Source organism: Alteromonas infernus (assembly GCF_902705815.1).
Genome location: NZ_CACSIG010000031.1, coordinates 155,954 through 181,080 on the forward strand (window position 1 = coordinate 155,954; position 25,127 = coordinate 181,080).

The window sequence follows — 25,127 nt, forward strand, 5'->3', positions numbered from 1 at the left end:
CGGGGAATTGATGAAGAACATTTTGCTGGTTAGTGACAACCAGGAACTCATTCAAAACTTGGAAACTATCGTTACCTTCATGGGAGAGTCGTGTCAATCACGCGGCTTTGCTAGTTGCGAACGGTATTTACAAGATAGTGGGGCTGACGCCGTTCTTATTGAACATGCGTCGTCACCGATTGTAAGCAATCTGGTTGAAAAGTTTCCACACATACCGTTTGTTGCGCTAGTTGAAAATAACAGCCAAGCAACGGCAGGTTGTAATTTAGTGAGTGTGATAGCAACACCGTTAACTTACCCCGTGTTAACGCAAGCAATACACCGCTGCCAAGAATATTCTCGCCGTAAGCCAAGTTTATCTCGCACTGCGGGCACCAAAACGCGATTGTTTAGAAGCCTTATCGGTAAAAGCGAGCAAATTCAAATTGTCCGCCGCTTGGTAGAGCAAGTCGCGCCTACCGATGCCACCGTACTAATACTTGGTGAATCGGGTACCGGTAAAGAGGTCGTGGCACGTAACGTTCACTTTTTATCTGAGCGAAAAGATGGCCCCTTTATTCCGGTAAACTGCGGTGCTATTCCCGGCGAGCTGCTGGAAAGCGAGCTTTTCGGCCATGAAAAGGGAGCGTTTACTGGCGCTATTAGCGCACGAAAGGGCCGCTTTGAATTAGCAGAAGGCGGCACGCTGTTTCTCGACGAGATTGGCGACATGCCGCTTCAAATGCAGGTGAAGCTGTTACGTGTGCTGCAAGAACGCACTTATGAGCGAGTAGGGGGAAACAAGCCCCTTCAATGCAACGTACGCATCATTGCTGCAACTCACCGCAACTTAGAAACCATGATCAGCGAAGATAAGTTTCGCGAAGACTTGTACTACCGTCTTAATGTCTTTCCTATCGATAGCCCAGCGCTTCGTCAGCGAAAGGACGATATACCTTTGCTGCTGCAAGAGTTAAATAGTCGTATTCAAGGCGATGGCGTAGAGGCCGTGCGCTTTACTGAGCACGCCATTGCATCTTTGATGGAGCACGATTGGGCCGGTAACGTTCGAGAGCTTTCAAACTTGGTTGAACGACTGACTATTCTTTACCCAGGTCAAATTGTGGATATCGCAGACTTACCTGAAAAGTATCAGTATGGTGATGTGCAAGCCTATGAGCCTGACTATCCTGAAGAAATATTAGAGCGCGAAGCCTTCAACGAGTTGTTTGCGGAAGCGGCGGCCCAAGAGCCTGAAGAGGATACGCAGCACCCAAGCAGTGATAGCTTAAATATGGTGTCTTCTTCCTTGCCAGAGGAAGGGGTAAACCTAAAAGAATACCTTTCTGAGCTGGAAGTAAATCTAATTCGACAAGCTCTAGACAACCAAGAATGGGTGGTTGCACGTGCCGCCGACAAGCTGGGTATGCGCAGAACCACACTTGTTGAAAAAATGCGAAAGTACGATATTCAGCGCACTGAAGAGGCGTAATGTCAGCAAATTGACGTTGCGCTTTTCATTTGAAATCAATCTTAAATAATTGATAAATAAGCCAATGATAAATTGGCACATCTTCTGCTTTATCACAGTCATAGTTAACAGCGTCTGCAATTTGACGAGGGTAATATGGCTTTTGACAGCACACCACATTCTACTGAGTATTTAGCATCGGCCTACGCACTACATGGTGCTGACACAGCAATGTCTCGTGATGACCACCGCGCCTCGTGCAACGACGATGTTGAATCATTGCGGTTGCAGGCGAGTCGCTTAGAGCATTTACTCCAAGTCATGCCAGCAGGCGTTATCGTTATTGATGGAAAAGGCATTGTTCGTCAAGCTAATGAACAGGCTAAAGCCTTGCTCGGTGAGCCTTTAGAAGAAGAAGTGTGGCGACGTATTATTACGCGCTCTTTCAAGCCTCGCGCTGATGACGGCCATGAGGTTTCATTGGTAGACGGGCGCCGCGTAAAGCTATCTATCACGCCGCTGGAAAATGAACCAGGTCAATTAATCGTTATCACTGATTTGACGGAAACACGGCAGCTACAGGCCAGAGTGAGTCATATGCAGCGCCTATCCTCTCTTGGGAAAATGGTTGCATCGCTTGCGCATCAAATTCGCACGCCTCTTTCTGCTGCCATGCTATACGCATCGAACCTTACCCGTAAGGGGTTAGGGCAAGAGGCACAGGAGCAGTTCGCTAATAAACTCACCGACAGATTAAAAGAGCTAGAGAGCCAGGTTAACGATATGCTGCTTTTTGCAAAATCGGGTGAAGAGCAGGTGGTAAGCAACATTACGTTAAGCGAGCTTCTTACTTCAGTAGAAGGCAGCGCCCAAACAATGACAGTGCAAGCACATCAAACATTAGGGTTTTCTGGTTTTGAACAAGAGGTGTCGATAACCGGCAACCTTACTGCACTTCAAGGTGCGCTATTAAACCTTATTCACAACGCCAGCCAAGTAACACCAAAAGGTGAGCTTGTGGCTGTTGACGCTTCGGTCTCTGGAAATCGTTTAAATATCGCTGTAACTGATAAAGGCCCAGGCGTACCTGAAGGCCTCAAACACAAAATATTTGAGCCATTTTTCACCACAAAAAACAACGGCACCGGCCTTGGTTTGGCGGTGGTTAAGTCGGTCGTCAATGCGCACAACGGTACCCTTAGTGTATTTAATACACCTGAAGGCGGCGCTTGCTTTAGCGTTTCTTTGCCATGCAAAGCGAGTACTCAATCATCACATACATTGACCCATGTTGCGTAAGCCATAGGAGAGGATCATGTCTAAAACTACTATCTTAATTGTTGAAGATGACGCGGGGTTGCGCGAAGCACTCTTAGACACGCTTTTACTCGGCAACTACAACGTGGTTGAAGCCGACTGTGCTGAACAAGCGCTAATGATGTTATCAATGCAAGCGATAGACTTGGTTGTTAGCGATATCCAAATGGGTGAAATGAGCGGCCTTACGCTTCTTAAGAGTATTAAAGCAAAATATCCGAATATGCCAGTATTGTTAATGACCGCTTACGCCACTATTAACGATGCGGTGCAGGCAATGCGCGACGGTGCGACTGATTATTTATCTAAGCCATTCGCACCAGAAGTGCTGCTAAACCTTGTAGGGCGCTACGCACCAGCACAAAAAATCGAATCTCGCACGCCAATCGTCGCAGATCCCTCTAGCTTGAAGCTGCTTGAACTCTCTCGAAAAGTCGCAAAGTCTGAAGCGACGGTAATGGTGATGGGGCCTAGCGGTTCAGGTAAAGAAGTGTTATCCCGCTATATTCACGACCAGTCACCGCGCAGCGATGCGCCTTTTGTGGCCATTAATTGTGCTGCCATTCCAGAAAATATGTTGGAGGCGACGCTATTTGGTTATGAAAAAGGGGCGTTTACCGGCGCTATTCAGGCTTGCCCGGGTAAGTTTGAACAAGCCCAAGACGGTACGCTTTTACTCGATGAAATTACCGAGATGGATCTGGCGTTACAGGCGAAACTACTTCGCGTACTGCAAGAGCGTGAGGTGGAAAGGCTTGGCGGTCGCAAAACGGTTAAGCTAAACGTGCGCGTTATCGCTACAAGCAATAGAGATTTGAAAAAAGCGGTAGAGGCAGGTGAGTTCAGAGAAGACTTATATTACCGCTTAAATGTGTTTCCAATTGAATGGCGACCCTTAAGTGAGCGCCCCGGCGATATTGTTCCTCTTGCTGAACACCTTGTGCAGCGCCACGCCAGTTCACAAGGGTTAGGTTCAATAAGGCTGAGTGCTGCTGCCCGTAACAAGTTGTCGCAGTACGGCTGGCCGGGTAATGTGCGCGAATTAGAAAACGTGGTACAACGCGCGCTTATCCTTTGTGAAAATAACGAAATAGACGCCAGTGATCTCATGATTGACGAAGATATCTCAGCGCCCGTTGAAGCTGTACAAGAGCAGGCTGACGAAAACAGACTAGGCTCAGAGCTGCGTTACCAAGAGCATCAAATTATTCTCGATACACTGGTGTCGTGCAACGGCAAGCGTAAAGATGTCGCTGAAAAGCTGGGTATTAGCCCTCGTACGTTGCGTTATAAACTTGCTCGAATGCGTGAAGACGGCATCGAAGTACCTGCATAACGTTAAATACTGTAACCCCTTGCTTCCCCTCAAACCTACCCGTCGCCTTTGCTACTAAAAAGGCGGCGGTTTTTTGTTGCTCCTATGTGGTACAACGTCATTAATTTGGCTGTACGCCAAAAATTATTGTTAAGCTTTTGAAATTAAATGGTTTTTAAAGTTGGCAAGCCCTTTGCTAAATCACTCTTATATATTCGCTATTCGCCGCCGCATTGCCGGTAAATGAAGAAACACTAGGAGTGGTTATGGACGTTAAAGCCAACAGTTTGTATCAAGAAATGCAAAATATGATCGGGCAAACTCGTCTTCAAGTTAATGAACCTCAACAGCAATCGCTTAATGAGATCAATACCTCTGCAAGTGACTTCTCGACCATGCTAAAAAATGCGGTTGATGGCGTGAATAATATGCAGCTAGAGTCAAAAGATGTGCAGCAACGTTTTGAGATGGGTGACCCTAGTCTAAGTTTGGCGCAGGTTATGTTAACTAAAGAAAAATCGGGCATTGCCTTTGAGGCAACTGTTCAGGTACGAAATAAAGTACTTGAAGCCTATAAAACAATAATGAACATGCCGGTGTAGGTGGAGTAGGTTATGGCTGAAGCAACAGGTACAAACCTAACGGTTCCTGACCAAAATCAAGCGGTGGACAACGAGCCAGAGAATAAATCTGGCTTTATGGACACCCTAGGCAGCGCTGACATGATGCGTCAAATGGCGCTCGTCGTCGTCCTCGTTATTTGTGTGGCTATCGCTATTTTTATTCTGATTTGGTCACAAGAGCCTGATTATCGTCCACTCGCGAAAATGGAAACTCAAGAGCTTATAGAGACGCTTGATTACATGGATGCGAATCAAATTGAATATAAGCTTGAAGGCAATACGGTTTATGTGAGAAGCGATGAGTTCCAAAATATTCGGTTAGGTATGACCCGTCAGGGATTAACCAATAGTTCTGATGCGGGCACAGACATTATCATGCAGGACATGGGCTTTGGGGTAAGCCAGCGGGTAGAGATGGAGCGCCTTAAACATGCCCGAGAGCAGCAAATCGCCGCGACAATTGAAGATATTGCCAGTATCCAAAAAGCGCGGGTATTACTCGCCATGCCCAAAGAAAACGTGTTTGCACGCAGAGAGAAAAAAGCGTCAGCCACTGTGGTGCTAACCGCAAAGCGTGGCGCAGTAATCGCCGGTGAAGAAGCTGATGCGGTTGTTGATATCGTGGCATCAGCGGTTCAAAACATGGAGCCGTCTAAGGTGACGGTGACCGACAGTAACGGCCGCTTGCTAAATTCCGGCTCACAAGACTCGATGAGCGCTCGTGCTAGAAAAGAATACGAAATTGAGCGCCAGCGCGAGCAAGAGTACTTAGAAAAAATTGATGCTATATTAATACCCGTACTGGGTATTGGGAACTACACGGCGCAAGCCGATGTTGCGATGGATTTCACTGCGATTGAACAAACCCAGCGTAGCTACAACCCAGACCTTCCGGCTGTTCGAAGCGAGATGATTGTAGAGGAAAACAGCGTAGGAGGCGGTGTTGGCGGTATTCCTGGCGCATTATCAAATCAACCTCCGCTGGATTCTAATATCCCAGAAAACGCCGTGGGCGGTAGTCAACAAACTATGCCTGGACGCACGGCAAAAGAGTCAACGCGCAACTACGAACTTGATACCACCATTAGCCATACTAAAAAGCAAACGGGCGTTATAAGAAGGCTTAGCGTCTCTGTAGCGGTTGACTATACTCAGGTAGCAGGCGAAGACGGGGCAATGACTCCTACACCGCGTAAACAAGAAGAAATCTTAAATATTCGAAGACTTCTACAAGGCGGTATTGGTTTTGACGTGACCCGAGGCGACTCGTTAGAAGTGGTAAGTGTACCCTTCACGCGAATGGATACCGGCGAGATTGAAGACGCACCACTGTGGGAGCAACCCGGTTTTCTGCCAATTCTTAAGTTAGTTATTGGTGGCTTGGTTATAATCGTGCTTATCATTTTTGTGATTCGACCTATGCTGCGCCGTCTTATCAACCCAGATGAGACTAATGAGGCCGATGAGTTTGATGCCGATGAAGGCTTAGACTTAGGCGATGACACAATTAGCATGTTAACGTCTGACTTTGACGAAGGACAGGTTGGCTTTGCGCCAGATGGCTCACTTATGCTGCCTGACTTGCACAAAGACGAAGATGTACTTAAAGCCGTACGCGCCCTAGTGGCCAATGAACCAGAATTATCAGCCCAAGTAGTGAAGGGCTGGTTAATGCAAGACGAGTAGTGAGATAAGATTATGGCTGAAGAACTTGCCAATGTTGAAGAACCGTCATACGACGTCAGTAAATTAGAAGGCGTAGAGAAAGCTGCCATATTACTACTAAGCTTATCTGAAGAAGACGCGGCGCAGATATTAAAGCACCTTGAACCGAAACAAGTGCAGAAGCTGGGTTCTGAAATGGCGAAAGTGGACGATATGACGCAAACCAAAATCACGTCAGTTCACAAACACTTCATTGAAGAGATTCAGAACTACAGCACTATTGGCTTCCAGAGCCAAGACTTTGTTAAGCGAGCGCTAACTGCGGCGTTAGGTGAAGATAAGGCGGCAAACCTTATCGATCAGATCCTAATGGGCAGTGGCGCAAAAGGTCTAGATTCACTGAAATGGATGGACTCTAAACAAGTTGCCAGCATTATTCGAAACGAACACCCGCAGATTCAAACCATTGTCATGTCGTATTTAGAGCCAGAGCAAAGTGCCGAAATCTTGGCGCAGTTCCCTGAAAAAGTTCGACTTGATTTGTTAATGCGTATTGCGAATTTAGAAGAAGTACAGCCTGCTGCGCTTCAAGAGCTAAACGAAATTATGGAGAAACAGTTTGCTGGTCAAGCGGGTACGCAAGCAGCCAAAATGGGCGGCCTGAAGTCTGCAGCGAACATCATGAACTATCTAGATACCGCAATAGAAGGTCAGCTGATGGACGCCATTCGCGAGCAAGACGAAGAAATGAGTCAGCAAATTCAAGATCTTATGTTCGTATTCGACAACTTAGTCGATGTGGACGACAAAGGTATTCAGGCAATATTGCGCGAAGTTCAGCAAGATGCGCTGCTTAAAGCCATTAAAGGGGCTGACGAAGAGCTTAAAGATAAAATTATGCGCAACATGTCAAAACGCGCTGCTGAAATGCTTGGCGATGATCTGGAAGCCCTTGGTCCTGTGCGAATCAGTGAAGTGGAGACCGCGCAAAAAGAAATTCTGTCCGTTGCTCGTCGACTTTCTGACTCAGGTGAAATCATGCTCGGTGGCGGTGGTGGTGAAGAGTTCCTGTAAGCCTTTCATAGGAATGTCTTTCAACGCTATGACCAATAAAGCCTAGGTAAATATATGACCGGTAATAAAAGTTTCAGTGAACACGAAATAAGTGAAGCGAAGAAGTGGGATTTACCCTTCGTAGACGACGCGACCGCGCCTAGGAAAGATGAGCCAACTAACGCCTTAAATAAACGTTCTGATTGGAAGTACGAGCCTCCTGAAGTGGAAGAGGAAATACTTCCACCCACTGCCGAAGAAATTGAAGCTATACGACAGGCAGCCTATGACGAAGGGTATCTAGAAGGCAAGGAAAAAGGGTTTGAAGAGGGCAAAACAGAGGGGCTTGAAACAGGGCTTAGTGAAGGCCAAGAACAGGGCCATGCCAAAGGGCTTGAACAAGGCTTAGATGAAGGCCGTCAGCAAATGGCTACCCAGGCAGAAGTGTGGCAAATGCTTGCGGACAAACTTCACGATCCACTCTCACAAGCCAATGATGAAACTCGCGACCAACTGGTTAAACTTGCGGTTACGCTTGCAAAGTCAGTTATTAAGGTAGAGGTAAGCACTAACCAACAGGTTATTCTGCAAGCGCTAAGTGAAGGCATAAAAGCCCTTCCTATTAATCAAACCGAATACCAAATTCATATGCACCCTGACGATATTGCATTGGTTAATGCGCACTTTGGTGACGAAGAAATGTCCAAAAAAGGCTGGAATTTGGTGGAGGCTCCCGCCATGGAAAGGGGCGGGTGTGATATTACCACGGTGCACAATGCCGTTGATGTGTCGATTGAGCGCCGTTGCCGTGATGTTATTGAAAAATTTTTGCTAAACCAAGGGCTATCCGATGACTAGCCCGTGGCATAGTCACTTTGAATCACTGACTAAGCAGGTCACAACGCCACCTGTAGTCGCAGCAGGGAAACTCGTTCGCGGTATCGGCCTTACCCTTGAAGCGGTAGGTTGCCAGCTGCCGGTGGGTAGTCAATGTTTAGTGCAGACTGTGGAAGGCGAGATAGAAGCAGAAGTGGTTGGCTTCGGTGATGATATTACCTATTTGATGCCGACAGAAGCGGTGCGAGGGATAGTGCCCGGTAGCCGCGTTATGCCATTAAACCGTCAAAGTGGTTTGCCTGTTGGAATGGGCCTTTTAGGCCGCGTGGTAGACGGAAACGGACAGCCACTCGATGGACTTGGTGAAATTGATGCTGAAGCGAGAGCCCCCACCACGCGTCCTCCTATGAACCCGCTTATTCGTCGTCCTATCAATGCGCCAATGGATGTGGGCGTGCGCGCCATTAACGCACTCAATACGGTAGGCGTAGGCCAGCGTATGGGGCTGTTTGCCGGTAGTGGCGTGGGTAAAAGTGTACTGCTTGGCATGATGACCCGCGGTTGCGAAGCCGATGTGGTGGTGGTCGGGCTCGTCGGTGAGCGTGGGCGGGAAGTGAAAGAGTTTATACACGACATACTCACCGAAGAAGAGCGTCAGCGCGCCGTTGTTGTCGCTGCCCCTGCAGACACCTCCCCGTTGATGCGCCTTAAAGGCTGCGAAACAGCGGTTACCATTGCTGAATATTTTCGCGACAAGGGGATGAAAGTTCTTCTTCTGATAGATTCCCTTACGCGCTACGCGATGGCGCAGCGTGAAATTGCCCTTGCCGTTGGCGAGCCGCCTGCTACTAAAGGCTACCCACCGTCGGTGTTTGCTCGCCTACCTGCATTAGTCGAGCGTGCCGGTAACGGCAGCGAGCGACAGGGTTCGATAACGGCTTTTTATACCGTATTAACCGAAGGTGATGATTTGCAAGACCCCATTGCTGATGCGGCGCGCGCCATTTTAGATGGCCACGTTGTACTATCGCGCACTTTAGCCGATAGCGGCCATTACCCGGCTATAGATATCGAAGCGTCAATAAGTCGTGTTATGCCAATGGTGGTGAGTGAAGAGCACCAGCTTATGGCGCGTCGCATTCGCCAGGTTTACTCAAATTACAAACAAAACCAAGACCTCATTTCTATTGGTGCTTATGCCAAGGGCTCAGACCCACGTATAGACTTAGCGATTCGTGCAGAGCCAGCGATTAATGCATTATTGCAACAAGGTATGAAGCAAGTCATTCCTTATGACGAAAGCTTAGAAGGTATGGCTGCCCTAGCTAAAGGGCTAGGGCAGGGGTGATGTGCTTTGTAGTAGAGCGTAGGTGGTCATTTGTGAACATGAAGCCAGAATCCTTTATCAAGGTATCGACAAATGTCTAAACAACTAGAACGTTTAGCCGAGTTTGAGCGAGAAAAAGAGCAGCGAGAAGCGCGGTATTACCAGCAGGCTCAGCAGAATGTTAATCAGCAAAAGCAAAAACTAACCAGCCTTGAGCAGTATCGCATCGACTATATAAAAGGTATTCAGCAAACCGGGCAATCGGGTGTGACGGCTACCTACTATCAGCAGCATCTATCCTTTGTGGGAAAATTAGATAAAGCGTGTGAACAACAGATGCAGGTGATTGCTCGCGCGCAAATGGCGGCAGACCAGCGTAAGCAAATGTGGCTTAAACAACAGCAAAAAGTGAAAGCGGTTACCTTGCTGCTTGATAAAAAAAAGCTAGCTCAGCAGAAAAAAGAAGCAAAAGCAGAGCAAGCAATGATGGATGAATTTGCTACCCAGCGTTTTTTCGTGCCAAGCGCTCACCTTTTTGACATTTTTTCGCACACATAGCCAGTTTGGCGCAACCCTTGCAAAACTCTTCTTAGAATGTACCACCACAACTTATTTACGTAACGATTTACGCTACTTTGCCGTTGGCTAATGCGATTTAAAGGCCTAGGCGATTAGCATTGGCAAAGACATTATTTAAGAAATATTACGCCTTATGAAATGTCGAGTAAGTCATTAAAAAAACGTAAGTGTATGTAAAGTATATGGGTGTTGGTCGTTTAGTGGTTTTTATTTTTGCTTAAGGCTTGAAGCGTTTGGCGCAAAGAAACCACTTCGGGTTTACGCCTTCTATGATGAAGTCGAATTAAATGTAGGACGGTAGGACATTATGCAACAAGTTGCCGCACAAAAAACAGACATTGCCGCATTACCCTTTTCTGCCTCTAGCACAGCAAAAGCAGTAGAGACTGGAATCGGTTCACAACAAGATGCTAATAGCGAAAATAATCAGGCATTTAATCGACTTTATCAAGATGCTAAAGCTTCGCGCTCAGACTTCGTGCTTAATGATAAGTCGAGTCAAACTCCGAGCAGCCGAGCTCAAGACCGAGCTGCTTCTGAACAAATGGCTAAAAGCGCAAAAGATAAAGACGCCGGCCATACGGACCTACCCGATAATCACCGAGCGACCGACCGGGCAGACGAATACGATAGCAGCGCACAAGCCACTGAGGCAGAGGCGCAACAAGGTCGCGTTCGATCAGAAATTGAAGATACTCGGGAAACCCAAAAGCGTGAACTTGCGCAGCAGCTTGTCGCTGATGGCGAGGCAGTGGAACAGCGCAGCGTTACCGAGGCTAAGTTTGTTTTAGGCGAAGGCGGTAAAAAAGATGCTGAAGCTGGGGTAATTACCACTCCTGGAACGCCGGATGCAAAACCCATTAAAGAAGACGAGGCTGAGCCTGATTGGATTGCCTATGTTGAAACCGTGGTAAACGGTATGGCAAAGGGTGAGCAGCAAAGTGACAATAATAAGGGTAATACACCCACTAGCCAGGTTGCCGAGTTAGTCGAGGATAACGTTGATGTGCTGTCGGTTAATGAGGCGGGGAAGCTTTGGAAACTGCCTGAAAACGTAGACGCTAGCGATGCGCCTTCTTTACTTGCACACTTTCTTACGCAGCTAAATAGCGAGGGTGAAGCTAGCTTAGAAAAATTTTCCGATAGCGCCCTGTCACATGAAGCAAAGCAAACGCTTAGTGCGTTAGCTTCCCTGTTATCTAAGCAAAGTAGTGAAGGCGAACACAACGGTAGTGACACGTCATTTGAACCGTCAACAATTCAACAGTTTTCAACTGACGGTGAAGCAGAAAGTGAAGATAGCCTTTCGGCACTTTTGGCGAAGCTCATGGAAAGTAGCAGTGCTGAAGAGACAAGTAAGCCTGTTGATGCAGGCGCACTTGCATCTAACGAGCTAGATGCCGAAGCCCTTGATTTAAAAGAACTTGGAACGGACGAGCTAGATGCCGAAGCTCTTGATTTAAAAGAACTTGCAACGGACGAGTCGTTAATTTTAAGTTTGATCGCCGATGAACTTAATAACGTGCAAGAAGAGGGCGCTGAAGAAAGCGAGGCGTTAATTGATGAAACCCTTACAGAGTTAGCTAGCGATCCTACCATCACGCAAGGTGTTAATGGTAGCGTCATTAGTCGCGGTGAAACTAACAGTGCCAACGCTGCCAATGCAGCAGGCGTATCAGCTCAATCAAGTACAAATGTGCAAAGCGCTGTGATAGATCAGTCTCAGCAAGCGACAGAAATACCATCTGACTTGCTAACGGCTATCAGTGAGCTTTCGCCTCAAAGTGCACAGAAAGCAACAGAAGCCTTCGCAGAACGCATGGTTGCAACCATGCCCAGCGGTCAACAGCAACAGGCCGTTAAGGCGAATATCATAGCCGGTATTAATGAATTTCAGCAGCAAGTTGAGCAGGGCATAGAGCCGGGTATTGACTTAAGTGGTATCGTGGCTGACGCGGCAAAAGACGCGGCGGTGAGTACTGAAATGGTGGCATCTATGACTGCCAAAGTAGATAGTCAGGCGAGTCAGTTTTTAAACTTAATGTCGCAGACACAAGCAAGTGCACAACACGCTATTTTAGGTCTAGTGGCGCAAACTGACACCGTTATGCAGGAAAATAGTCAGCTTCGCGCTGAAGCGTCAAAAACTCAGCAGCAATTTGAAGGCTTTGATAAAGCGGTCAATATTCATAAAAGCGAAGGACAGCAACAGCTTAACGAGAAAATTCGCTGGATGGTTAATGCTAGAAACACGATGGCAGAAATTCGTTTAGACCCGCCTGAGCTTGGCAGTATGCAGGTTCGCGTTAACGTTGCGGGAGACGCCGCAAGCGTTAGCTTTGTGGTGCAGTCACAGCAAGCAAAAGACGCACTGGCAGAGGCCATGCCGAAACTGAGAGATATGCTGTCAGAGCAGGGCATTGAGTTAGGTGATGCTGAAGTGCGAAAAGATAACTCGTCGAACAATGAACATGGCCAGCAACTTGCAGGAGAGGCTAATCAAGGCCGTGGCGAGCGTGGAGAAAATGACGGCCTAGATGAAATGGAAGGTACACGTGTTATTGAACAGCCCGTTACGCGTGCAGCGAAAGGCGGTATCGATTTTTATGCGTAGGTCTGTGAGTTTTGAAGGCGGCACCACAATTACCAATAGGTAGCATGGTGAGAATACCCCTAGGCTGCTATGGTTGATGTAATTATCAATGAGTGCCTTGCAAAACCTGTAAATTGCTTTCTAACTTCTTAGATAAAGATAAGCATATACAAACAATGGCATTGCCATTTTTGAAGGAACCTTGATAATACGCTTTTTCTAGGACTACTGACGAGTTACACATGGCTGATGAAGAATTACAAGTAGAAGACGGCGGTAAAAAGAAAGGCAAAATGATGTTGATCATTATAATTGCTGTCGTTCTTGTTGGGGGCGGAGCTGCCGCTTATTTCCTACTGTTCGCAGGTGGCGATGAGCCCGCGGCTGAGCAGCTTGCTGAAACTGATGCTGCAGCCGCAGCCGCTACCGCACCAGCCGCTGGCCCAGGAAATGCAGAAATGGGCACCGCACTTTATGTTGCTATGCCTCGCCCCTTCGTTTTTAACGTACCTGGGTCGGGAAGAGACCGCCTCGTGCAGATAAAGGTTCAGCTATTGGTACGAGGTTCTGACAATGAAGAGTTAGCGAAAACGCACATACCGCTTATCGAAGGTACATTGCTACAGGCATTTAGCACATCTAATGCAGACGATTTGGTCACTGAGGCGGGCAAAATAGAACTTCGCGAGCAAGCGGTAAGTGAAGTCCAAAAAGCATTAAAAGACATTACGGGTAGCGACGTGGTAGAGCGCGTATTGTTTACTGGTTTTGTCATGCAGTAATGCATTGATTTGGTAAGGTAGAAGACGGTGAGTGATTTATTATCTCAAGATGAAATCGATGCCCTATTACACGGGGTAGATGATGTAGAAGAGGAAGAGGTTGGCGATAGCGACTCTGATGCTTCTACGCTCGAGTACGACTTCTCCTCGCAAGACAGAATTGTGCGTGGGCGAATGCCTACGCTCGAAATTGTGAATGAACGCTTCGCGCGCCATATGCGGGTGAGTTTATTCAACATGATGCGCCGCTCTGCTGAAGTATCGATTAACGGTATTCAAATGATTAAGTTCGGCGAATACATCCATACGTTATTTGTTCCGACCAGCCTAAATATGGTGCGCTTCCGTCCCCTTAAGGGAACTGGGCTCATTACCATGGAAGCGCGTCTTGTTTTTATTTTGGTAGACAACTTCTTTGGTGGCGATGGCCGCTATCATGCAAAAATCGAAGGCCGAGAATTCACGCCTACGGAACGTCGTATTATTCAGATGCTGCTTAAAATCATTTTCGAAGATTATAAAGAAGCATGGGCGCCGGTCATGGACGTGTCTTTCGAATACTTAGATTCGGAAGTCAACCCGGCAATGGCAAACATTGTAAGCCCCACCGAAGTAGTGGTTATCAGCTCGTTTCATATAGAGTTAGACGGTGGTGGTGGCGACTTCCACGTGTCGTTGCCATACTCAATGCTAGAACCGATACGCGAACTGCTAGACGCCGGTGTTCAAAGCGATAAAGAAGATACGGACTTGCGCTGGAGCAAAGCGCTTCGCGACGAAATTATGGATGTGAAAGTGGCATTAACTACCCACATGTTGGATGTCGATGTGCCTTTACGCGATGTGATGGAGTTTAAGCCAGGCGATATAATTCCGGTGGAAATGCCTGAAACTATCACAGTGCTAATCGAAGATTTACCTACGTTTAGGGCTAAGTTAGGCCGAAGCCGAGATAACTTGGCGCTTAAAATAGTAGAAAAAATTGCAAGACCGACTTCAGTGAAGTCTGAGCTACAGTTATTAACCCGCGGTGGGCGCATTATAGATAATGACGCAGAACTGCAAGTACTCGAAGAAGACCTGTAAGGTAGAGGGGAGTTCCCATGAGTGAAGATGGTATGGACGATTGGGCTGCGGCCATGGCCGAGCAAGCCGAATCTGAAGCTGATCAAGAAGCCGGTGACAACGAAGATGTTCAGGTTGCCGAACTTGACGAGTTAACCGACGATGCGCCGATCACCCAAGAAGAAAAGAAAAAGCTTGATACGATCCTAGATATTCCCGTGACTATTTCAATGGAAGTAGGTCGTAGTCAAATAAGTATCCGAAATCTGCTACAGTTGAACCAAGGGTCTGTGGTGGAGCTGGATCGTGTTGCCGGTGAGCCATTAGATGTATTAGTAAATGGCACGTTGATTGCTCATGGTGAAGTAGTAGTGGTCAACGACAAATTCGGTATTCGATTAACGGATGTTATTAGTCAAATTGAGAGAATCAAGAAGCTCAGATAAAACTTCTTATATACTAAGGGGTTGCGCCTTGCTGCCCCTTTTATTTAGCCAGCTAGCTGTCGCTCAGTCGACCCAGTCAATTACCAATCCCACGTCCGTACTGTCAATTTTCCTATCTTTGTTGCTGGTTGTCGGCGTTATTTTTGCGTTAGCCTATGTTATGCGTCGATTTAATGTCACTGCGATGGGAAACAACCAAATGAAAGTGGCGGCGAGTATGGTGGTGGGGACCAAAGAAAAAATAATGGTCATTCAGGTGGGCGATGAGCAGCACCTAATTGGCATCACCGGTCACAACATTTCTCATCTAAGTAAGCTTGAAAAAAATCTCGATATACCTGCTAAAGGGATGAGCAAGTCAACCGGTGAACAAGAAAATGGAGCCGATGCTTTTAAGCAAAAGCTCGTAGCGGCGATGGCGGGTAAACTCAACCCTAATATGGATAAGAATAAACCGAAGGAAGAATCGAGCGATGCGTAAGTTTGCCTGGCTACTTTTAACCCTGCCATTACTTTTATTTGTAGAGCCAGTGTATGCGCAACAGGGCATCTCAGCGGTTACAGTTACGACAAATCAAGATGGCTCTCAAGACTACACCATGACACTACAAGCGCTGTTCATTATGACGGCGCTCAGTTTAATACCCGCCTTTATCATGATGATGACGTCGTTCACACGGATTATTGTGGTGTTGTCCATTTTGCGTCAGGCAATCGGTTTACAGCAGTCACCGTCGAACCAAATACTCATTGGGGTAAGCTTATTTCTCTCTATGTTTATCATGGCGCCGGTGTTTGAAGAAGTGAATGAGCGGGCTTTACAGCCCTACCTCAATGAACAGCTTACAAGTTTAGATGCACTGGAACAGGCAAAGGGCCCTATGCGCGCTTTTATGCTTTCCCAAACCCGTGTTAAAGATTTAGAGACCTTTGTACGAATAGCGGGAGACGAGGGAAAATACGCTGATACAGATGAAGTGCCGCTGATTATTCTTATTCCAGCCTTTGTAACCAGCGAGCTTAAAACCGCCTTTCAAATTGGCTTTATGCTGTTTATTCCGTTTCTTATTATCGACTTGGTTGTAGCTTCAATATTGATGGCTATGGGTATGATGATGCTATCCCCCATGATTGTATCTTTACCTTTCAAACTCATGTTATTCGTACTGGTGGACGGCTGGAATCTCATTTTCGGCACACTCGCGACGAGTTTCGGTATGGGCGTCTAGGAGGGCTTATGTCACCAGAAGTCTTTGTAGAGATACTGCGAGAAGCCATGTTTATGGTAATCGTGCTGGTATCGGCGGTGATTGTTCCAAGCTTGATTGTAGGCTTGGTCGTCGCTGTATTTCAGGCCGCTACCAGTATCAACGAACAAACCATGAGTTTCCTGCCTCGCTTACTCGTTACGCTATTGGCATTGAGTTGGGGGGGGAACTGGCTGGTACAACAACTGATGGATTTCACCTTTAGAATGGTCGATATGATCCCTCAGGTTGTAGGCTAGAAGGTCTAATTCGTGGAAGTCGAACTCGCCACTATCAATCAGTTTCTTGCCGACATGCTCTTACCTTTTATGCGTATAAGCGGGCTGTTTGTAGCTATGATTGGCTTAAGTGCAAAGTCTATCCCTCCGCAGGTTAGGGCGCTTTTAGGAATAATGCTAACCCTTGTCATTATGCCGGTTGTACCTCCTTCACCTATTGAAAACTTAGTGAGTGTCGGTACCTTTTTAATTGTTATTCAACAATTACTGATAGGCATCGCTATTGGTTTTATTTCGATGATGGTATTGAACACCTTCGTGTTAGCAGGGCAGATCATCGCCATGCAAACCGGTTTGGGCTTTGCTTCGATTGTCGACCCGGTTAATGGTATTAACGTGCCGGCGGTCGGGCAGTTTTACCTTATTTTAGCGACCTTGTTGTTTTGGACACTCGACGGCCACTTGTCGATGATTCAAATGATAGTGATGAGTTTTGAGGCTTTTCCAATCGGCGAGGCGTGGTGGACAGGCGAACAGTTTCGCGATATTGCCCATTGGGGAGGCTGGATGTTCGTTTCCGCTATTACGCTTTCATTGGCGCCTATCGTCTCGCTGTTAATTGTTAATTTGGCCTTTGGTGTAATGACAAAAGCTGCGCCACAGCTGAACATTTTCAGCATTGGTTTTTCCATTGCTCAGCTAATGGGGCTGCTGATTATTTGGATAACGCTAGATAACTTTACTGCGCACTTTGAAACCCAATGGTTTAGGGCTGAACAGTTTATGTGTGAATTATTGAATATTTGTCCTTAGACAAGCAATACGCGTCGTTCGCAGAATATGGTATGACTGCGATCAGGTTAGGTGAGTAAACTCGTAACAGAGAAGAACAGACTCGAGCATGGCAGATTCAAGCGAAAAAACAGAAGACCCCACGGGGAAGAAACTCGATGATGCCCGAAAAAAAGGGCAGCTAGCCCGTTCCCGTGAACTATCTACCACCTTGGTGTTAATAGTCAGTGCCGTCATGTTTCTATTTGTTGGTGGCTGGATAGCGGAGTCGGTATTTAAACTTACCCGCAGAATGTTCATTTTATCTCGTGATGAAACCTATGATATCACCCACATGTTTGGCGCGTGGGGCGAGGCATTTTCAGCAGTGGGCCCTGCCGTACTGCTATATATGGTTGTCGCAATGATTGCAGGGATCTACGGCTCTATTGCCCTTGGCGGTTTTAACTTTACGTGGGAAGGGGCAAAGCCTAAAGGCTCTAAAATGAGCCCGATTCAAGGCTTCAAACGCATGTTTGGCACCAATGGCTTAGTTGAGCTTCTTAAGTCTATTGCAAAAGTAGTGGTTATTATCGGCATGGCCATTGGCGCGCTGCTGTTCTTTGAAGATGAAGCGCTGCATTTAGATATGGAGCTTTATCCGGGCAACCTGTTTCACGCTATGGACATACTTAAATGGGCTTTTCTCATTCTAGTATGTGGCATGATCCCCATCGCGCTCATCGATGTGCCTTATCAAATGTATAAGCACAACAAAGAAATGAAGATGACCAAGCAGGAGGTGAAAGACGAAAGGAAAAATGCTGAAGGCGACCCCATGGTTAAAGGGCGTATCCGTCGATTGCAGTATCAGGCTGCAACGAAAAGAATGATGCAAGAAGTCCCTCAAGCTGATGTCGTGGTGACTAACCCTACCCATTTTTCAGTGGCCATTAAATACGATGAAAAAGGAATTAGGGCACCTGTGGTTGTCGCAAAAGGCGCCGATGAGTTGGCCATGCATATCAGAAAAATAGCCACAGCGAATGATGTTCCGCTCATTCCTTCTCCTATGTTAGCGCGGGCAATCTTCTATTCCACAGAAGTGGATGATGAAATACCCAACGCCTTGTTTATGGCGGTAGCGCAAGTTCTCGCCCACGTGTATCAGCTTAAAGCTCACAGAGCAGGTAAAGGTAAACGTCCCAAGCCATTGAAACGGGATCTGCCCATCCCTCCCGAGTATCGCCGATAACACAGCCTTCCCCGCCAAGTTAGCATGAAAAAGATGCGGGAAAATGGACGGTTGTTAAAATAAGAAATGCCGTTAATTTAGGCAGTTAGTGCTGCTGCAGAAGGTGTTTGCTAAAGCTGGCACGTATGTTGAAACCCGCCTATCAGAATAGAATTAAGCGTCAATTTTCTGATAGAGAGACAATACGCAATGCAGTTATCCGGTTATCTTCAGCGTTTCGATAAAAATCAGCTGCAAAATTTCACCAGTGGTTTAGGCGCGCCTATCGTCCTCTTAGCCATAATGGGCATGGTTATTTTACCTATGCCGCCGTTCTTATTAGATGTGCTGTTTAGTTTTAATATTGCCTTGTCTCTGGTCATAATTTTGGTGGCAGTACTCACACAAAAACCTGTCGATTTCGGTATTTTCCCGCTTGTGTTGCTTATCGCTACAGTACTGAGACTGGCATTGAACGTAGCGTCTACCCGTGTTGTTCTGCTTTATGGGCACGAAGGGGGGGATGCTGCAGGTAAGGTTATCGAGGCCTTTGGAGCAGTGGTTATCGGTGGTAACTATGCGGTGGGTATTGTTGTTTTTGCTATTCTTCTAATTATTAACTTCAAAGTGGTTACCGCGGGTGCCGGGCGTATATCTGAAGTAAGTGCTCGCTTTACTTTGGACGCCATGCCAGGTAAGCAGATGGCAATTGATGCCGACTTGAACGCCGGCTATATCGACCAAGACCAAGCCCGTCAGCGCCGAGAAGAAATCACCGCAGAAGCCGATTTTTACGGCTCGATGGACGGTGCGTCAAAATTCGTAAAGGGTGACGCGGTCGCCGGTCTTTTCATTATGTTGATTAATATCGTCGGCGGGTTATTCATCGGCATGATCCAGCACGATTTGAATTTTGGTAGTGCTATTGAAATTTATACCATCCTTACTATCGGTGATGGGCTGGTTGCTCAAATACCTTCACTTCTGCTTTCTGTAGCGACCGCGATAATTGTTACTCGTGAAAACGAAACCCAAGAAATGGGTAAAGAGATCCGCGGACAATTAGGCAACACACAAGCGCTTTATATTGCATCGGGCGTGCTATTTGTGATGGGTATTATTCCAGGTATGCCCCACATTGCATTTTTAGGGTTCTCGTTTTTAATTGCGGGCGTTGCCTATTGGCAGACAGTTCAGCAAAAGAAAAAGGCTGCGGCACCGTCGGTCCCTGATAATGTGATGAAAGACGACACGGTGGCGCCAGAGGTTAAAGAGCTGGGGTGGGATGACGTTCAGCAGGTTGATACTATCGGGTTGGAGGTCGGCTATCGATTAATACCACTGGTTGATAAATCTCAAGGTGGCGAATTGTTGACGCGCATAAAAGGGGTGCGTAAAAAGCTCTCCCAAGAACTTGGTTTTCTTATTCCCCCAGTACACATTCGCGATAATTTAGATTTAGAGCCTAATACCTACACCATTGCTATGCTTGGCGTCACCATTGGCGACTCTGTTATCAGTCATGATGAAGAGTTGGCTATCAACCCCGGGCAGGTCTTCGGCAAATTAGAAGGTCGCGCCACCAAAGACCCTGCGTTTGGTTTAGATGCGGTGTGGATCAAGCCGAATAAACGAGAACACGCGCAAACCTTGGGGTACACCGTTGTTGATGCAGCTACCGTTGTGGCTACCCACCTCAGCCAGTTGTTAACTAACAATGCTTATCAGCTACTTGGTCACGAAGAAGCGCAGCAGTTACTCGATATGCTGGCTAAGCAGCACCCTAAATTGGTGGAAGGTTTAGTACCAGATATCTTGCCGCTAAGCACGGTGGTAAAAGTGCTTCAAACCCTACTATTTGAGGGCGTGCCTATTCGCGATATGCGCACTATTGTTCAAACCTTAAGTGAATACGGCACTCGCAGCCAAGACCCGGATGTATTGGTCTCTGCCGTTCGTATTGCGCTTAAACGTCTTATTGTCCAAGAAATTACCCAAGGGGCAAAAGAGATACCTGTCATAACCTTGGCGCCAGAGTTGGAACAGATGTTGCACCAGTCACTTCAAGCAGGTGGCGAAGATGGCGCTGGTATCGAACCAGGTTTGGCAGACAAGCTGCAAAAATCATTGCAGCAAGCCAGTCAGCAGCAAGAGTTAGAAGGAGAGCCTGCAGTACTCCTAACCTCTGGCATGCTGCGACCCGTTCTGTCTCGCTTCTTAAAGTATTCGGTTGTTGGGCTCCATGTGCTTTCTTACCAAGAAGTGCCTGACGACAAACAAATAAAAATAGTCAGTTCGGTCGGTCAATAATCTGACACTGGGTGATTGGAGAGGTTGCAATGAAAATTAGACGTTTCTTCGGCAAAGATATGCGTGAGGCGTTAAGCCAAGTTAAAGCTGAATTAGGCAGTGATGCAGTGATCATGTCGAACCGCAAAGTTGCCGATGGCATTGAGCTTGTTGCTGCCTATGATAAAGAGCCTGAAGCAAAACTCTTCACTCCTAAAACATCGCCTAAAGCAACCCCTAAAGCATCAGGTCAAAAAGCCGTGCCTAGCTTAAGTGAGATTATCGGTGATGATGGCCCCGACAGTTTAAAAGCTCTGTTAGAAAAGCAGCACGGCGGTAGTGCGCCTTCATCAAGTAATGCTTCAGCATCGCAGTCGCATTCAGCCAACCATAATCAGCCTATGTCTGCAAATGCGAGACATGCCAACGAAATTGCGTCACACCTTGATTTCTCAGAAGCCTTTATTGATGACGTAGAAAGCCAGCACCTTGCACAAGACGAAGGTAGAGCAACAACGTTTCCTGACCACCAAGCGTCAAGCATAGACGAGGCACCCGTCTCTCAATCTGCAGAATTGGCGCAAATTAAAGAAGAGTTAGCGTCGTTGCGCGATGTTTTACAATATCAGGTTGCAGACTTGATGGAAGCGAAAAACAAGCGTCAAAAACCGGTACATCAATACTTGATTACCCGTCTAACGGATATGGGGTTAAGCAGTGCACTTGCCAGTCAGCTAATTAACTATACACCAGCACACTACAATGAACGAGACGCATGGGTGTATCTTCTTAACCTATTGGCTAATCGCATAAATGTGACAGGAAACGATATACTTAGTGCGCAAGGTGCAGTTGCCTTAGTCGGACCGACGGGCACAGGTAAAACAACGACGGTTGCAAAACTAGCTGCTCGCTATGCACAAAAGTACGGTGCAGATTCAGTAGCAATGATTACCATAGATACGTATAGAATTGCGGCCTATGAGCAGCTCGCGACATACGGAAAAATTATTGGTTGTACGGTGAGAAAAGCGCAGACTAGTGAAGAACTTGCGGATTTATTATTCCAACTTCGTCATAAGCGTCTAGTATTGATTGATACGGCAGGGTTTAGCCAACGGGATAGCCGTTTAATTAAACAGATTAAGCAGTTTGATAATGGTCAAATGCCAAAAGTTAAAAAATATTTGGTAGCGCAGGCAAATACACAATATCCTGCCCTACAGCGCATCATTAAGGCTTATGATGATATCGAACTAAGTGGCTGTATTTTCACAAAGTTAGATGAATGCTACTCTTTAGGAGAGGTATTGAGCGCTGCAGTTGAATATCAACTGCCGGTTAGTTATGTCACCGACGGTCAGAAAGTACCTGAAGACATTAAGATTGCGGAGGCAAAATCTTTAGTTTCTGCCGCTGCAAAGCTTTATAAAAAGTACGGTTTGAATCATACTAGTAGCAACAACGCAATTAAAACAGCATAAGCAGTATGATTGACGACCAAGCGAGTAGCTTAAGAAAAATGAAGCAATCACGGTTAATCAAAGTTATCGCCGTCACCGGAGGTAAAGGTGGCGTAGGTAAAACAAACATTACGCTAAACACCGCTATCGCTATGGCGAAGCAGGGTAAGCGAGTTATGGTTCTCGACGCCGACCTCGGGCTGGCGAACGTAGACGTAATGCTAGGTTTGCGGGTTGAGAAAAACCTTTCCCACGTGCTATCTGGCGAGTGCACGCTTGATGAAGTGTTAGTCACCGGCCCCCACGGTATTAAAATTGCGCCTGCCACCTCTGGCACGCAATCAATGGCAGAATTATCGCCAACGCAGCACGCGGGTCTTATCAGAGCCTTTAGTGAATTGCGTTCGCAAATCGATGTACTCATCGTAGATACCGCGGCCGGTATTTCAGACATGGTGTTGAGTTTTTCAAAAGCTTCTCAAGACATCATGGTAGTGGTTTGCGATGAGCCCACCTCGTTAACTGACGCCTATGCCTTAATAAAGATTCTTAATCGTGAGCACGGTGTATTTCGCTTTAAAGTTGTGGCGAATATGGTTCGCGATGTACGGGAAGGTCAGGAATTATTTAGCAAATTAAGCAAAGTGACAGGGCGTTTTTTAGATGTTGCACTAGAATTAGTGGCAACCGTACCTTTTGATGAGAATATCCGCAAAGCCGTGAGAAAACAAACGGCTATTGTTGATGCGTATCCGGGTTCTCCCGCCGCTGTTGCGATTACTCAGCTTGCGAGTAGAGCCCTTACGTGGCCCATTCCGGCACAACCGGGCGGTCACCTAGAGTTTTTTATTGAACAACTCGTTGCAGAAAAAGCAGTAGGAAGTCAGCGTTGAACAGCAAGGCCGCCGCTTATCGTCAACAAACCGATAAATCGCAGTTAGTCGAACGACATGCGTCATTGGTTAAGCGCATTGCGCATCACTTGATTGCGCGATTGCCGGCCAGTGTTCTTGTTGATGACCTGATCCAGTCGGGTATGATTGGTTTGCTAGAAGCTGCGCGTAACTTCGACGGGTCGAAAGGCGCGAGCTTTGAAACTTTCGCAGGCATTCGCATTCGTGGTGCTATGTTAGATGAGATACGTAAAGGCGATTGGACCCCGCGTTCAGTACATAGAAATGGACGTGCTATTACCGAGGCTATTTCACAGGTAGAGAGCGAAACAGGCCGCGATGCGAGAGATTCTGATATTGCTGATAAGCTTAATGTAAGCTTGCAGGACTATCACCAAATGCTTAATGAGGTTAATGCGGGAAAGCTGGTAGGTATTGAAGATTTAGGTGTGTCGGAAGATGTAATTACTACTGAGCAGAGTAGAGGTAGTGATGCGCCGCTTGAAGATTTAATGCAAGGCGCGTTTCAAAAAGCGCTTGCCCATGCCATTACGACATTACCTGAACGAGAAGCAATTGTTCTTTCACTGTACTATGATGAAGAACTGAACTTAAGAGAAATTGGCGAAGTTCTTGATGTTAGTGAGTCAAGAGTCAGCCAAATTCACAGTCAGGCCATGTTAAAACTCAAATCACGAATGAAGTCGTGGCAAGCTGACGAAGAATAGAAATTAATAACAATTAACCCCTCATTGGAGGCTATTTTGGACAAAAGCATGAAAATTCTTGTGGTTGACGATTTTTCAACCATGAGACGTATCATCAAAAACCTGCTTAAAGATTTAGGTTTTTCTAACATCCAGGAAGCGGATGACGGAAGCACTGCATTGCCTATGCTGCAGCAAGGTGATTTTGATTTCGTTGTTACCGATTGGAACATGCCAGGAATGCAAGGTATCGATTTGCTGCGCGCAATAAGAGCCGACGACAAACTTAAGCATTTACCTGTACTAATGGTAACTGCAGAAGCGAAAAAAGAGCAAATTGTTGCCGCTGCACAAGCGGGCGTTAACGGCTATGTCGTTAAACCATTCACCGCTGCAACTTTAAAAGAAAAATTAGATAAAATTTTCGAACGTTTAGGTTGATCCAGACGCTCACCAGATAAATGAGGTTTACTGGATGACAACGAATGTAAACGTTCCAATTTCGTTAGAAGAGGCCAAACAGCTTGTCACCTATCTGGAAGAAGGTGACAACGCGTCTGCTAACGCTCTACTTGAAGCTGCCTCAATGAAGGAAAACGTTGAGCTATTTGCTGAAGTAGGAAAGTTAACGCGTCAACTCCATGACGCGTTAAATAATTTTCAAATTGACGACCGCATCAAAAACTTAGCTACCGACGATATTCCCGATGCACAATCCCGCCTAACCTACGTAATTGAAGAAACCGAAAAAGCAGCTAATACTACAATGGACGCTGTGGAAGCGAGTATGCCGATAGCGGAAATGCTGTCGGCGCGTATCGAAAAAGTGATGCCTGAGTGGAAAAAGCTCATGAACCGCCAAATCGAGTTGGGCGAGTTCAAAGCGTTATGTGCAGATTTAGACGAATTATTGGAAGACGGTTCGCTTCAGTCAGCTAAACTTACACAGTTACTTACCGAAGTATTGATGGCTCAAGGCTATCAAGACTTAACGGGTCAAGTTATCCGTCGCGTTATCGACCTTGTAAAAGAGGTAGAAGATAGCTTAGTTAATATGCTAACCATGTTTGGCGAGCGCGAAGGTGAAGAACAAACTAAACCATCTAGCGTTAAGGCCGATAAGGTTGATGGTGTAGAGGCAGAAGGCCCAATTATTGACGCCGAGAAACGCGATGATGTCGTTTCTGGCCAAGATGACGTAGATGATCTTCTGTCTAGCTTAGGTTTTTAGG

At 46.7% G+C, this 25,127-nt stretch carries 24 protein-coding genes; all 24 read left to right on the top strand.

The genetic code is table 11. The features are described 5' to 3' along the window. Positions 1 to 10 precede the first annotated feature (10 nt). The 24 genes from ACX5J7_RS08135 to ACX5J7_RS08250 all read left to right on the top strand — a co-directional run bounded on the left by ACX5J7_RS08135 (position 11) and on the right by ACX5J7_RS08250 (position 25,126). Positions 11 to 1,471 carry a sigma-54 dependent transcriptional regulator gene (locus ACX5J7_RS08135; protein WP_333970169.1) on the top strand — a complete coding sequence of 487 codons (1,461 nt, stop codon included), beginning with the start codon at positions 11 to 13 and terminating at the stop codon, positions 1,469 to 1,471. Between the two features lie 135 nt (positions 1,472 to 1,606). Next, positions 1,607 to 2,749 (top strand): sensor histidine kinase, encoded by a 1,143-nt coding sequence (locus ACX5J7_RS08140; RefSeq protein ID WP_333970170.1) that lies wholly within the window; start codon positions 1,607 to 1,609, stop codon positions 2,747 to 2,749. 16 nt (positions 2,750 to 2,765) lie between these two features. Next, a complete protein-coding gene (locus tag ACX5J7_RS08145; protein ID WP_278384455.1) occupies positions 2,766 to 4,103 on the top strand; it encodes a sigma-54-dependent transcriptional regulator in 1,338 nt (445 codons plus the stop codon). Between the two features lie 245 nt (positions 4,104 to 4,348). Next, the gene (fliE, locus tag ACX5J7_RS08150; RefSeq protein WP_012517663.1) at positions 4,349 to 4,684 is read left to right on the top strand and encodes a flagellar hook-basal body complex protein FliE; all 336 of its coding nucleotides are present in this window, start codon (positions 4,349 to 4,351) and stop codon (positions 4,682 to 4,684) included. A gap of 12 nt (positions 4,685 to 4,696) precedes the next feature. Then, positions 4,697 to 6,391: a flagellar basal-body MS-ring/collar protein FliF gene (gene fliF / locus ACX5J7_RS08155; protein WP_278384454.1), complete on the top strand. Its 1,695-nt coding sequence runs from the start codon at positions 4,697 to 4,699 to the stop codon at positions 6,389 to 6,391. A 12-nt stretch (positions 6,392 to 6,403) separates the two neighbouring features. Continuing rightward, positions 6,404 to 7,444 carry a flagellar motor switch protein FliG gene (gene fliG / locus ACX5J7_RS08160; protein ID WP_012517665.1) on the top strand — a complete coding sequence of 347 codons (1,041 nt, stop codon included), beginning with the start codon at positions 6,404 to 6,406 and terminating at the stop codon, positions 7,442 to 7,444. A 54-nt stretch (positions 7,445 to 7,498) separates the two neighbouring features. After that, on the top strand, positions 7,499 to 8,281 hold the full coding sequence (fliH, locus tag ACX5J7_RS08165; RefSeq protein WP_012517666.1) for a flagellar assembly protein FliH: 783 nt from the start codon (positions 7,499 to 7,501) through the stop codon (positions 8,279 to 8,281). Further along, entirely contained in the window at positions 8,274 to 9,608 is a 1,335-nt protein-coding gene (gene fliI, locus ACX5J7_RS08170; protein ID WP_012517667.1) for a flagellar protein export ATPase FliI, read from the top strand. Before fliH ends, fliI begins: the two co-directional genes overlap by 8 nt. A 72-nt stretch (positions 9,609 to 9,680) precedes the next feature. Further along, the gene (fliJ, locus tag ACX5J7_RS08175) at positions 9,681 to 10,145 is read left to right on the top strand and encodes a flagellar export protein FliJ (protein WP_498706748.1); all 465 of its coding nucleotides are present in this window, start codon (positions 9,681 to 9,683) and stop codon (positions 10,143 to 10,145) included. Between the two features lie 328 nt (positions 10,146 to 10,473). Continuing rightward, positions 10,474 to 12,780 carry a flagellar hook-length control protein FliK gene (locus tag ACX5J7_RS08180; RefSeq protein WP_012517669.1) on the top strand — a complete coding sequence of 769 codons (2,307 nt, stop codon included), beginning with the start codon at positions 10,474 to 10,476 and terminating at the stop codon, positions 12,778 to 12,780. A 221-nt stretch (positions 12,781 to 13,001) separates the two neighbouring features. After that, positions 13,002 to 13,541 carry a flagellar basal body-associated protein FliL gene (fliL, locus tag ACX5J7_RS08185; RefSeq protein WP_012517670.1) on the top strand — a complete coding sequence of 180 codons (540 nt, stop codon included), beginning with the start codon at positions 13,002 to 13,004 and terminating at the stop codon, positions 13,539 to 13,541. A gap of 27 nt (positions 13,542 to 13,568) precedes the next feature. Beyond that, entirely contained in the window at positions 13,569 to 14,627 is a 1,059-nt protein-coding gene (gene fliM / locus ACX5J7_RS08190; RefSeq protein ID WP_012517671.1) for a flagellar motor switch protein FliM, read from the top strand. 17 nt (positions 14,628 to 14,644) lie between these two features. Next, positions 14,645 to 15,052: a flagellar motor switch protein FliN gene (gene fliN, locus ACX5J7_RS08195; RefSeq protein WP_012517672.1), complete on the top strand. Its 408-nt coding sequence runs from the start codon at positions 14,645 to 14,647 to the stop codon at positions 15,050 to 15,052. Between the two features lie 28 nt (positions 15,053 to 15,080). Next, complete coding sequence (fliO, locus tag ACX5J7_RS08200) at positions 15,081 to 15,533, top strand: flagellar biosynthetic protein FliO (protein ID WP_012517673.1); 453 nt, start codon at positions 15,081 to 15,083, stop codon at positions 15,531 to 15,533. Further along, a complete protein-coding gene (gene fliP, locus ACX5J7_RS08205) occupies positions 15,526 to 16,281 on the top strand; it encodes a flagellar type III secretion system pore protein FliP (RefSeq protein ID WP_498706749.1) in 756 nt (251 codons plus the stop codon). The genes fliO and fliP overlap by 8 nt, the downstream gene beginning before the upstream one ends. Before the next feature lie 8 nt (positions 16,282 to 16,289). Beyond that, positions 16,290 to 16,559, top strand: coding sequence for a flagellar biosynthesis protein FliQ (fliQ, locus tag ACX5J7_RS08210; RefSeq protein ID WP_012517675.1), 270 nt, complete (start codon positions 16,290 to 16,292; stop codon positions 16,557 to 16,559). Positions 16,560 to 16,571: 12 nt separating this feature from the next. Then, a complete protein-coding gene (fliR, locus tag ACX5J7_RS08215) occupies positions 16,572 to 17,351 on the top strand; it encodes a flagellar biosynthetic protein FliR (RefSeq protein ID WP_012517676.1) in 780 nt (259 codons plus the stop codon). Between the two features lie 88 nt (positions 17,352 to 17,439). Beyond that, on the top strand, positions 17,440 to 18,564 hold the full coding sequence (gene flhB / locus ACX5J7_RS08220) for a flagellar biosynthesis protein FlhB (RefSeq protein ID WP_012517677.1): 1,125 nt from the start codon (positions 17,440 to 17,442) through the stop codon (positions 18,562 to 18,564). Between the two features lie 189 nt (positions 18,565 to 18,753). Continuing rightward, entirely contained in the window at positions 18,754 to 20,853 is a 2,100-nt protein-coding gene (flhA, locus tag ACX5J7_RS08225) for a flagellar biosynthesis protein FlhA (RefSeq protein ID WP_015066484.1), read from the top strand. 29 nt (positions 20,854 to 20,882) lie between these two features. Continuing rightward, positions 20,883 to 22,316: a flagellar biosynthesis GTPase FlhF gene (gene flhF, locus ACX5J7_RS08230; protein WP_012517679.1), complete on the top strand. Its 1,434-nt coding sequence runs from the start codon at positions 20,883 to 20,885 to the stop codon at positions 22,314 to 22,316. Positions 22,317 to 22,321: 5 nt separating this feature from the next. Continuing rightward, the gene (locus ACX5J7_RS08235) at positions 22,322 to 23,188 is read left to right on the top strand and encodes a MinD/ParA family protein (protein WP_012517680.1); all 867 of its coding nucleotides are present in this window, start codon (positions 22,322 to 22,324) and stop codon (positions 23,186 to 23,188) included. Further along, positions 23,185 to 23,916 carry an RNA polymerase sigma factor FliA gene (locus tag ACX5J7_RS08240; protein WP_012517681.1) on the top strand — a complete coding sequence of 244 codons (732 nt, stop codon included), beginning with the start codon at positions 23,185 to 23,187 and terminating at the stop codon, positions 23,914 to 23,916. The genes ACX5J7_RS08235 and ACX5J7_RS08240 overlap by 4 nt, the downstream gene beginning before the upstream one ends. 36 nt (positions 23,917 to 23,952) lie before the next feature. Then, on the top strand, positions 23,953 to 24,336 hold the full coding sequence (gene cheY / locus ACX5J7_RS08245) for a chemotaxis response regulator CheY (protein ID WP_012517682.1): 384 nt from the start codon (positions 23,953 to 23,955) through the stop codon (positions 24,334 to 24,336). A 34-nt stretch (positions 24,337 to 24,370) separates the two neighbouring features. Beyond that, a complete protein-coding gene (locus ACX5J7_RS08250; protein ID WP_024015887.1) occupies positions 24,371 to 25,126 on the top strand; it encodes a protein phosphatase CheZ in 756 nt (251 codons plus the stop codon). Position 25,127 lies beyond the last annotated feature (1 nt).

Bases quoted from the DNA above. Each gene is read 5' to 3' on its own strand.
- fliG (WP_012517665.1), top strand. From the start codon at position 6,404: ATGGCTGAAGAACTTGCCAATGTTGAAGAACCGTCATACGACGTCAGT.
- fliF (WP_278384454.1), top strand. From the start codon at position 4,697: ATGGCTGAAGCAACAGGTACAAACCTAACGGTTCCTGACCAAAATCAA.
- flhB (WP_012517677.1), top strand. From the start codon at position 17,440: ATGGCAGATTCAAGCGAAAAAACAGAAGACCCCACGGGGAAGAAACTC.
- ACX5J7_RS08235 (WP_012517680.1), top strand. From the start codon at position 22,322: ATGATTGACGACCAAGCGAGTAGCTTAAGAAAAATGAAGCAATCACGG.
- fliN (WP_012517672.1), top strand. From the start codon at position 14,645: ATGAGTGAAGATGGTATGGACGATTGGGCTGCGGCCATGGCCGAGCAA.
- ACX5J7_RS08145 (WP_278384455.1), top strand. From the start codon at position 2,766: ATGTCTAAAACTACTATCTTAATTGTTGAAGATGACGCGGGGTTGCGC.
- fliP (WP_498706749.1), top strand. From the start codon at position 15,526: ATGCGTAAGTTTGCCTGGCTACTTTTAACCCTGCCATTACTTTTATTT.
- fliE (WP_012517663.1), top strand. From the start codon at position 4,349: ATGGACGTTAAAGCCAACAGTTTGTATCAAGAAATGCAAAATATGATC.
- flhA (WP_015066484.1), top strand. From the start codon at position 18,754: ATGCAGTTATCCGGTTATCTTCAGCGTTTCGATAAAAATCAGCTGCAA.
- flhF (WP_012517679.1), top strand. From the start codon at position 20,883: ATGAAAATTAGACGTTTCTTCGGCAAAGATATGCGTGAGGCGTTAAGC.
- fliL (WP_012517670.1), top strand. From the start codon at position 13,002: ATGGCTGATGAAGAATTACAAGTAGAAGACGGCGGTAAAAAGAAAGGC.
- fliH (WP_012517666.1), top strand. From the start codon at position 7,499: ATGACCGGTAATAAAAGTTTCAGTGAACACGAAATAAGTGAAGCGAAG.
- fliJ (WP_498706748.1), top strand. From the start codon at position 9,681: ATGTCTAAACAACTAGAACGTTTAGCCGAGTTTGAGCGAGAAAAAGAG.
- ACX5J7_RS08135 (WP_333970169.1), top strand. From the start codon at position 11: ATGAAGAACATTTTGCTGGTTAGTGACAACCAGGAACTCATTCAAAAC.
- ACX5J7_RS08180 (WP_012517669.1), top strand. From the start codon at position 10,474: ATGCAACAAGTTGCCGCACAAAAAACAGACATTGCCGCATTACCCTTT.
- ACX5J7_RS08250 (WP_024015887.1), top strand. From the start codon at position 24,371: ATGACAACGAATGTAAACGTTCCAATTTCGTTAGAAGAGGCCAAACAG.
- ACX5J7_RS08140 (WP_333970170.1), top strand. From the start codon at position 1,607: ATGGCTTTTGACAGCACACCACATTCTACTGAGTATTTAGCATCGGCC.
- fliI (WP_012517667.1), top strand. From the start codon at position 8,274: ATGACTAGCCCGTGGCATAGTCACTTTGAATCACTGACTAAGCAGGTC.
- fliQ (WP_012517675.1), top strand. From the start codon at position 16,290: ATGTCACCAGAAGTCTTTGTAGAGATACTGCGAGAAGCCATGTTTATG.